The 7,867-nt window shown below is 61.9% G+C and carries 10 protein-coding genes and 1 pseudogene; 5 read left to right on the forward strand and 6 right to left on the reverse strand.

Features of this window, described 5'->3' with window-relative positions; all coding sequences use genetic code 11:
• Positions 1-437, forward strand: a pseudogene (locus ACTG4B_RS11540) (lipoyl synthase); the annotation flags it as partial.
• 10 nt (positions 438-447) lie between these two features.
• Here the strand turns inward: ACTG4B_RS11540 and ACTG4B_RS11545 are convergent.
• From ACTG4B_RS11545 to hpt, 3 genes are all read right to left on the reverse strand, one after another.
• Positions 448-1,335, reverse strand: a complete 888-nt coding sequence (locus ACTG4B_RS11545) for a c-type cytochrome (RefSeq protein ID WP_439155857.1) — start codon at positions 1,333-1,335, stop codon at positions 448-450.
• Between the two features lie 3 nt (positions 1,336-1,338).
• Positions 1,339-1,812, reverse strand: coding sequence for a c-type cytochrome (locus ACTG4B_RS11550; RefSeq protein ID WP_439155858.1), 474 nt, complete (start codon positions 1,810-1,812; stop codon positions 1,339-1,341).
• A gap of 109 nt (positions 1,813-1,921) precedes the next feature.
• A complete protein-coding gene (hpt, locus tag ACTG4B_RS11555; protein WP_439155859.1) occupies positions 1,922-2,470 on the reverse strand; it encodes a hypoxanthine phosphoribosyltransferase in 549 nt (182 codons plus the stop codon).
• Between the two features lie 83 nt (positions 2,471-2,553).
• Between hpt and ACTG4B_RS11560 the strand changes: the two genes are divergently transcribed.
• Together ACTG4B_RS11560 and ACTG4B_RS11565 are read left to right on the forward strand one after the other, a co-directional pair.
• Positions 2,554-2,997, forward strand: coding sequence for a type II toxin-antitoxin system RatA family toxin (locus ACTG4B_RS11560; RefSeq protein WP_439155860.1), 444 nt, complete (start codon positions 2,554-2,556; stop codon positions 2,995-2,997).
• Entirely contained in the window at positions 2,994-4,238 is a 1,245-nt protein-coding gene (locus tag ACTG4B_RS11565; RefSeq protein ID WP_439155861.1) for an MmgE/PrpD family protein, read from the forward strand. Before ACTG4B_RS11560 ends, ACTG4B_RS11565 begins: the two co-directional genes overlap by 4 nt.
• On the opposite strand, the gene ACTG4B_RS11570 is transcribed toward ACTG4B_RS11565, so the two are convergent.
• From ACTG4B_RS11570 to ACTG4B_RS11580, 3 genes are read right to left on the reverse strand one after another with little or no spacing between them, the layout of a single operon-like run.
• Positions 4,235-4,717 carry a CinA family protein gene (locus ACTG4B_RS11570; protein WP_439155862.1) on the reverse strand — a complete coding sequence of 161 codons (483 nt, stop codon included), beginning with the start codon at positions 4,715-4,717 and terminating at the stop codon, positions 4,235-4,237. The two genes, ACTG4B_RS11565 and ACTG4B_RS11570, sit on opposite strands and share 4 nt — an antisense overlap.
• A complete protein-coding gene (locus tag ACTG4B_RS11575; RefSeq protein WP_439155863.1) occupies positions 4,714-5,202 on the reverse strand; it encodes a phosphatidylglycerophosphatase A family protein in 489 nt (162 codons plus the stop codon). The genes ACTG4B_RS11570 and ACTG4B_RS11575 overlap by 4 nt, the downstream gene beginning before the upstream one ends.
• Positions 5,199-6,332: a bifunctional 2-C-methyl-D-erythritol 4-phosphate cytidylyltransferase/2-C-methyl-D-erythritol 2,4-cyclodiphosphate synthase gene (locus ACTG4B_RS11580; RefSeq protein WP_439155864.1), complete on the reverse strand. Its 1,134-nt coding sequence runs from the start codon at positions 6,330-6,332 to the stop codon at positions 5,199-5,201. The genes ACTG4B_RS11575 and ACTG4B_RS11580 overlap by 4 nt, the downstream gene beginning before the upstream one ends.
• 187 nt (positions 6,333-6,519) lie before the next feature.
• Here ACTG4B_RS11580 and dusB point away from each other — a divergent pair, with 187 nt between their 5' ends.
• Positions 6,520-7,521: a tRNA dihydrouridine synthase DusB gene (gene dusB, locus ACTG4B_RS11585; protein ID WP_439155865.1), complete on the forward strand. Its 1,002-nt coding sequence runs from the start codon at positions 6,520-6,522 to the stop codon at positions 7,519-7,521.
• A partial coding sequence (locus ACTG4B_RS11590; protein ID WP_439155866.1) for a PAS domain-containing protein occupies positions 7,518-7,867 on the forward strand: 350 nt, incomplete at its 3' end. The genes dusB and ACTG4B_RS11590, both read left to right, overlap by 4 nt.

Genomic DNA, 7,867 nt, shown 5'->3' on the forward strand with positions numbered 1-7,867 from the left:
AAGCCCGCCCTGACGTATTTAACCATAATCTGGAAACCGTGCCCGGCCTCTACCCAGAGGTCCGGCCTGGCGCACGTTATTTCCATTCCCTGCGCCTGTTGCAGCGGGTCAAGGAACTGGACCCGACGATGTTCACCAAATCCGGTATCATGGTTGGCCTGGGTGAGGATCGTCAGGCTGTCGTGCAGGTGATGGAGGACATGCGCGCCGCCGATATCGATTTCCTGACCGTCGGCCAATATCTGCAACCGACACCCAAGCACCACAAGGTGGACCGTTTCGTCACGCCTGATGAATTTGCGTCGTACGAAAAGGCTGCGTATAACAAGGGGTTCCTGATGGTTTCGGCAACGCCGTTGACCCGGTCATCCTACCATGCGGGCGATGACTTTGCCCGTCTGCGCGAAGCAAGGCTGCGCAAGCTGGGTGCGGTCTGAAACAGCGTTCTTATTGCGGATCGGCGACGGCTGGCACTGCCTTGAGATAGGCCGCAATGGCGGCTCTGTCATCGTCGGTCAGTTGCGCGGTATTCAGGACCACCTCTGCCATTTCTCCGCCGGCACTGTCGAAATCGGGGGTGAATCCGCTTGCAAGATAGATGGCGATATCCTGTTCCGACCAATCCAGCCCCCCGGGGGTTATGTTGGGGATGCGGCCTTTGCCTGACGGGTTGGGCGCACCTGCTAGCCAGTTGGCGCGGTTCAGGCCGCCAAGCGCATTGCGCGGTGTATGGCATTCGCCACAATGTCCCAGCGCCTCGACCAGATAGCGCCCGCGCTGAACTTCTGCGGTCAGGTCACCGTTCAATACCCAATCATCGCTGCCAAACAGCAGTTTCCAGCCGCCAAGGCTGCGCCGGATGTTGAAGGGAAAGCCGACATCATGCGGCTGACTGGGGGTGGCGGACGCAGGCAGGGTGCGCAGATGTGCGATCAGATCGCCGATATCCTGCGCGCTGGCCCTGGCATAAGCGGTATAGGGAAAGGCGGGATAATAATGCGCACCGCCCGGGCTGATGCCGCGCTGGATTGCGTTGGCCAGTTCCAGATCGGTCCAGTCGCCAATGCCGTGGATCGGATCGGGGGTGATATTCGGCGCATAGAAAGTGCCGAAATCACTGGTGAAGGCCCGCCCGCCCGCCAGCGGACCTTCCTCGGTGTCTGGCGCACGATGGCAGGATGCACAGCCCGCGGCGGCAAAGATCACGGCGCCATGGTCGGGGTCTGCGTTTACGCCGGAAAGTGCATCGTCAGATAGCGGTTGCGGACGGGTTACAACAAACCCACCCGCAACGCCTGCGACAAGCAACAGCGCCAGACCCCGCCAGATGCGCATGGATCAGTTATCCGAAACGCGGTAACCACGGTGACAGCTGCCACAGGTCCCGCCCACCGGACCGAACGCGGCCTTGAGCGCGTCAAGACCATCGCCTGCCGCCGCCGCCAATGCGGTGCTGGCCGTCGCCAGTTCCTGCCGCTTTGCGGCAAAGCCTGCGGCATCGGTCCAGATTTCGGGCTTGGCGCGGCTGCCTTCGACGCTGCTGTCAGACCCTTCGATCCAGTATCCGGTCTGGCTGATGTTTGCCAGGGCCGCCAGATCGGCGGCTGCAGTGGCAGCGGCTTGTGCATCATAGGGGATCTTTTCCTGCGCCATCCCGCCAAGGGTGCCAAGGTTAAAGCTGTAAAGGGTCATATGGGATTGGCGCGCCTCCATCGCTTTGGCGACATCCTCGTCGATATGACCAGCGGCGAACGCTGTGCCTGTCAAGACGACGGCAAGGGCGAAAGTTGATGCAAGATGACTTTTCTTCATAATAGATCTCCATGTTGATTCATTGGGTTAAGCATGACACATGCTTAAGATGGTCCGACTGCACAGCCGGTCAAATTTTTGTGATGGGCTGCTTCCCGCCTGTCCCGCCCTATGACGCGTCACCGGGAAAGCTGACCTTGCCGATATACGGCAGGTTGCGGTTGCGTTGGGCAAAGTCGATGCCGTAGCCGACAACGAATTCGTCGGGAATTTCAAACCCCGTCCAATCCGCGACAATATCAACCTCGCGCCGGGCCGGTTTGTCCAACAAGGCAATCGTGCGCAGGCGGGCAGGGTTGCGGGTGGCCAGAAACTGCGTGACCTGCGCCAACGTGTGGCCGGTATCTACGATATCCTCGACCACCAGCACATCGCGCCCTTCGATCTGGCCGCGAATATCCTTGAGGATTCGCACCTCGCGGCTGCTTTCCATCGCGTTCCCATAGCTGGATGCCTCTAGGAAATCGACCTCGACCGGCAGGTCCAGTTCGCGCACCAGATCGGCGATGAACACGAACGACCCGCGCAGCAGGCCGATCACCACCAGTTTGTCCGTATCCCTGAACTCCGCCCCGATCTCGCGGGCCAGATCCTCGATTCTGGCGGCGATTGTCTTGGCGCTGATCATTTCGTGGATCACGTAGGGGCGGTGGGTCATGGGGGCCTCGGGTCAGGAAAGGGTTGATTTTCCGGGCAGAGTTTACGACATCCCACAGGGAAGTCATCCGTGAAAGCCAGTTGATGCCCACCCATTCGGAAACAAAGTTCCTGCCCTACACCGCCCGACAGATGTATGATCTGGTGGCAGACGTGGCCAATTATCCCAAGTTCCTGCCATGGACCGCCGCTGCGCGGATCAGGTCAGTCGACGATCAGGGCGAAAAGACCGTGATGCTGGCGGATCTGGTGATTTCCTTCAAGGTGTTTCGGGAAAGGTTCGGCAGCCGCGTGACATTGTGGCCGGACAAGCAGCAGATCGACACTGAATATCTGGATGGCCCGTTCAAATACATGGAAAGTCGCTGGAATTTCAAAGATGTATCGGGCGGTTGTGAAGTATCTTTCTTTGTGGATTTTGAATTTCGAAACCGCCTGTTGCAAGGCGCCGCAGGCATGTTTTTCAACGAGGCGATGCAGCGTGTCGTCCGGTCGTTCGAGCGCCGCGCAGCAGAGCTTTACGCATGATACCTGAGGTTTTGATCGCGCGGTTTGCTGCCACAGCAACCCCGCCACACGATGCCATGTCGATCATCCGGCTGGCGCTGTTCGATTGGGCTGTCTGTGCCATTGCAGGCCGGGATGAACCGATTGCCCGCATCCTGCGCGATCTGGCCGAGGCCGAGGGCGCGGTGGGTGACCGCCTGCCACCGGCGCGCGCGGCGCTGATCAACGGGGCGACCAGCCACGCGCTGGATTACGACGATACGCATTTTGCCCATATCGGCCACACCAGTGTCGCGGTGATGCCGGCAGTGCTGGCCCTGTCACAGGGCCGGACACTGGACGAGGTGCTACAGGCTGCGCTGATCGGATCAGAGGTTGCGGTGCGTGTGGGCCTTTGGCTGGGGCGCGATCACTATCAGATCGGGTTCCACCAGACAGCGACCGCCGGTGCCTTTGGCGCGGCGATGGCGGCATCGCGTCTGCTGGGGTTGACGCAGCCCCAGATGATTGCCGCACTCGGGCTTGTATCCACCAAGGCCGCCGGTCTTAAATCGCAGTTCGGCACGATGGGCAAACCGCTCAATGCAGGGTTGGCGGCTGAAACCGGGGTGTTGGCCGCGCAATGGGCCGCGGGCGGGATGACATCCGCGGATGCGGGGCTTGGCGGGGCATTGGGCTTTGGCGCGACCCATCACGGGGCAGGGGATATGGCCGGTTTCAGGCGCATGGGGGATGACTGGTTGATGCGGGACGTCAGCCATAAATTCCACGCCTGCTGTCACGGTCTGCATGCCACGTTGGAGGCGCTGAAAGGGCTGAACGGCGAAGTGGCCGAATTGACAATTACGACCCATCCCCGCTGGATGAGCGTCTGCAATATCCTGACGCCGCGCAGCGGGCTGGAATGCAAGTTTTCCTACCGGATGGTCACGGCGATGCATTTGTCCGGGATCAGCACGGCGGCGATTGACAGTTATTCAGATCAGGCCGCCACCGATCCTGCATTGGCAGACATACGCGCCCGCGTTCACGTGCACGAAGATGCGGCCCTGACTGAAATGCAGGCGCAGATTGATGTCACCTATGACGACGGTCGCAAGGCCGAATTGTTCCACGACCTGAACGCGCCGCTTGATCCGGCCACGCGCCATGACCGGCTGATGCAAAAGGCGCGGGCCGTCGTTGGCGGCGCTATGGCGGAGGATCTGTGGGGCGCGGTCGGGGCGGATGACACACGCGCCCTGGCCCGCCTGATTGGTTAATTCACCGGCGGGAAGGTCTCGATCTGTCCCAGCAACAGGGCCAGCGCATGATCACGGGCGGCGGCGCGCACATGATCGCGCCCCAACGCGCCGAATTCGACAGTCTCGGTCTGGCAGGTTGTGGCGGTGGCGGTTGCGAAACACACCCGACCTTCGGGTTTGTGATCTGACCCGCCGGGGCCGGCGATGCCGGTGATGGCAACCGCGATCTGCGCATCGGAATGGGCCAGCGCGCCTTTGGCCATTTCGCGCGCGACGTCCTCGGACACCGCGCCATGGGCGGTCAGGGTGTCGGGCGCGACGCACAGCATCTGTTGCTTGGCCGCATTGGTATAGGTCACAAAGCCACGGTCGAAAATGGCCGAACTGCCGGGCATATCGGTGATGGCGGCCGACACCATGCCGCCTGTGCAGCTTTCGGCTGTGGTGATCATGATGCCACGCGCCTTGGCTGCCTGTAGCAGGACCAGCGCGTTCACATCAGCACCAGATGAAACAGGGCTGCAAGGGCGGCAACGCCGATTGCGGCAAAAAGACCTGCGATCACATCATCCAGCATGACGCCTGTGGGGCCATGCATCCGATCTGCCCAGCCGACAGGCCCCCATTTTGTAATGTCGAACAACCGAAACAGGACAAACGCCGCGACCCAGCCAGGCCAAAGCGCGGTGATCGCGACACCGTTATTGGCAGCGCCAAACGCGATCGGCAGCAGCGCGATCCACTGGCCGCAAACCTCGTCAATCACGATTTCGCTTGGGTCGTGGTTATCCTTGCCGCGGGTTTCGATCCGCGTGGCCCAGATGCCCAGCGCATAGGACAGGACGACCCCCGCCAGCAGCCCCCAGGGACCCGCCAGCATATAGATGACCCAAGCGGCCGGCAGGGCGGCCAGCGACCCCCAAGTGCCGGGGGCAGGGCGGATGTGGCCTGCGTAAAAGAATGTTGCGATCAGATGGGTCATGGTTTCACCAATGTGACAGTTGCTATAGATGCGATGCCTTCGGCGCGCCCGGTAAAGCCCAGCCGCTCCGAGGTTGTCGCCTTGACGCTGATGCGGTCCGGTGTCAGCCCCATGATCCGCGCCATCGCGGATTTCATCGCGCCCTGATGGGGCCCGATCTTGGGTGTTTCGCAGACCAGCGTGCAGTCGGCATTGCTGATCCGGTAGCCATGGTCGGCGGCCAGTGCCACGGCATGTTCCAGAAAGATATGGCTGGCGGCGCCTTTCCATTGTGGGTCGGACGGGGGGAAATGCTGGCCGATATCCCCCATGCCAAGCGCGCCGTAAATCGCGTCGGTCACTGCGTGCATCCCTACGTCTGCATCTGAATGGCCTTGCAGGCTGCGGTCGTGGGGCACCTGAACGCCGCACAGCCACACATGGTCGCCAGGGCCGAACCGGTGCACGTCATAGCCATTGCCACAGCGGATATCCATCTGGTGTCCCATCAGTTTTGTCGCGCGGGCGATATCGCCCGGCGTGGTGATCTTGATGTTGTCCTCATCGCCCGCCACAATCGCCACGTCCAGCCCCGCCGCGCGGGCCACGGCCACGTCATCGGTGGCGTCATCACGATTGGCGCGATGCGCGGCCAGCAGGGGCCCCAGATGAAACCCCTGCGGTGTCTGTGCACGGTAAAGCCCGCTGCGGTCCTGCATACCGGTCACCTTGTCGTCCTGCCCATGCCACAGCGTATCGGTGACGGCTACGGCGGGCGCGGCCCCGGCGTGTGTATCAAGCGCGTCAAGCACACGGTCGATAATCGTCGCGCTGACCAGTGGGCGGGCGGCATCATGGATCAGCACACGGTCTGCGGTCTTGGCCGCGGCCTCCAGTCCCGCCAGAACAGATTCGCGCCGCGTTGCGCCACCCGTGACAATTTCTGCGACCGGGATGCGCGGCCAACGTGCGCTTTCCATGTCATCGGGGTGCAACACGAGGATCAGCCGGTCGATGCCGGGGTGGTCGGCAAACACCTGCATCGCTGTCGCGGCGACGCAGCGCCCGCCCAGCATCTGCCATTGCTTGGGCAGATCACCCCCGGCCCGCGTCCCGCGCCCGGCGGCGACGATGATTGCAACTGTGGTCATGCGTTTCCTGATGTGTCCTTGCCTCAGGTTTTAGGGGCGGGAACGCCAAGGCGCAATTCGTCAGTTTTGGTTACGCGACGCACAAATATTAGGCATATGCTGTTTTGTGCACAGAAATTGCGCCTTGCGGCGTTGTGAAACCCTGATGTTCAGCCTATTTTACCTTCAAAGCACACTCATTAAGCGAATGACTATTCCTTTGGCGAATTCCGAATCTCTTACGCTGGACGGCGTGACCCTTCGGCCACCTGTCGCGCTTGCGCCCTTGGCCGGGATCACCGATCTGCCGTTTCGCCAGCTTGTGGCGTCCTTTGGTGCGGGCTGGGTTGTGAGTGAAATGGTCGCCAGTCAGGAAATGGTGCAGGCCAAGCCCGGCGTGCGCGAACGGGCCGAACTGGGGTTCGATCAGGCCGGCACAGCGGTGCAGATCGCGGGCCGCGAGGCGTATTGGATGGCCGAGGCCGCGCGCATGGTTGTCGCCAACGGGGCCGCGATGATCGACATCAACATGGGCTGTCCCGCCAAGAAGGTGACAAACGGTTATTCCGGCTCAGCCTTGTTGCGCACGCCCGATCATGCCTTGCGCCTGATCGAGGCGGTTGTAAACGCCGTCGATGTGCCGGTGACGCTGAAGACCCGGCTGGGCTGGGACGATGACAGCCTGAATGCCGCCGATGTGGCGCGGCGGGCGGAAAACGCAGGCGTCCGGCTGGTCACCATCCACGGGCGCACGCGCTGTCAGTTTTACAAAGGGTCCGCCGATTGGGGCGCGATCCGGGCGATCAAGGACGCCGTCGGTATTCCCGTCATCGCCAATGGCGATATCGTCAATGCAGCCACGGCGCGGCAGGCCTTGCAGATGTCGGGTGCCGATGGCGTGATGATCGGGCGCGGCGCGCAAGGGCGGCCCTGGGTGCTGGCGGCGGTGGCGGCGGCACTGCATGGCGGTCTACCGCCCGAAATCCCGCAAGGGCACGCCCTGATCGACATGGTAAGCCGTCATTACGAGGCGATGCTGTCGTTCTACGGGCCGGACATGGGCCGCAAGGTCGCCCGCAAACATCTGGGCTGGTATATGGACGATGCGGGCACAGGCCCGGCATTGCGCCGCGCCATCCTGACGCAAACCGACACCGCGCAGGTATTGCGCGATCTTCCCCAAGCGCTGAGTGAAAGGATTGCGGCATGATCGTCGATACCGCCCTGTGGTCGTCGCTGCCGGTGCCGGCCCTATTGCTGGATTGCAATGATGTGATCATCGCCAACAATCCGGCGGCGGAAGGTTTCCTGAACATGTCCACCAAGTCGCTTGCTGGCCAGAAGCTGTGGGAAAAGGTGATGATCGATGCCCCGCTTGAGGCCCCGTTTCAGCGCGCGCGTGAAAACCGCACGTCGCTGTTCGTCAATGATGTCGATGTGGGCAGCGGCGAACGTGCGCCGATGCTGTGCAACCTGCAATTCGCGCCATTACAGGGGGCCGAGAATGCGATGATCGTCATGATCAGCCCGCGCGAAATCGCCAGCCGCATCAACCA

Origin of the sequence: Yoonia sp., from assembly GCF_965660735.1 — a bacterium.
In the GTDB taxonomy this organism is placed as follows: domain Bacteria; phylum Pseudomonadota; class Alphaproteobacteria; order Rhodobacterales; family Rhodobacteraceae; genus Yoonia.

Bases quoted from the DNA above. Each gene is read 5' to 3' on its own strand.
- ACTG4B_RS11545 (WP_439155857.1), bottom strand. From the start codon at position 1,335: ATGCGCATCTGGCGGGGTCTGGCGCTGTTGCTTGTCGCAGGCGTTGCG.
- ACTG4B_RS11550 (WP_439155858.1), bottom strand. From the start codon at position 1,812: ATGAAGAAAAGTCATCTTGCATCAACTTTCGCCCTTGCCGTCGTCTTG.
- hpt (WP_439155859.1), bottom strand. From the start codon at position 2,470: ATGACCCACCGCCCCTACGTGATCCACGAAATGATCAGCGCCAAGACA.
- ACTG4B_RS11560 (WP_439155860.1), top strand. From the start codon at position 2,554: ATGCCCACCCATTCGGAAACAAAGTTCCTGCCCTACACCGCCCGACAG.
- ACTG4B_RS11565 (WP_439155861.1), top strand. From the start codon at position 2,994: ATGATACCTGAGGTTTTGATCGCGCGGTTTGCTGCCACAGCAACCCCG.
- ACTG4B_RS11575 (WP_439155863.1), bottom strand. From the start codon at position 5,202: ATGACCCATCTGATCGCAACATTCTTTTACGCAGGCCACATCCGCCCT.
- ACTG4B_RS11580 (WP_439155864.1), bottom strand. From the start codon at position 6,332: ATGACCACAGTTGCAATCATCGTCGCCGCCGGGCGCGGGACGCGGGCC.
- dusB (WP_439155865.1), top strand. From the start codon at position 6,520: ATGACTATTCCTTTGGCGAATTCCGAATCTCTTACGCTGGACGGCGTG.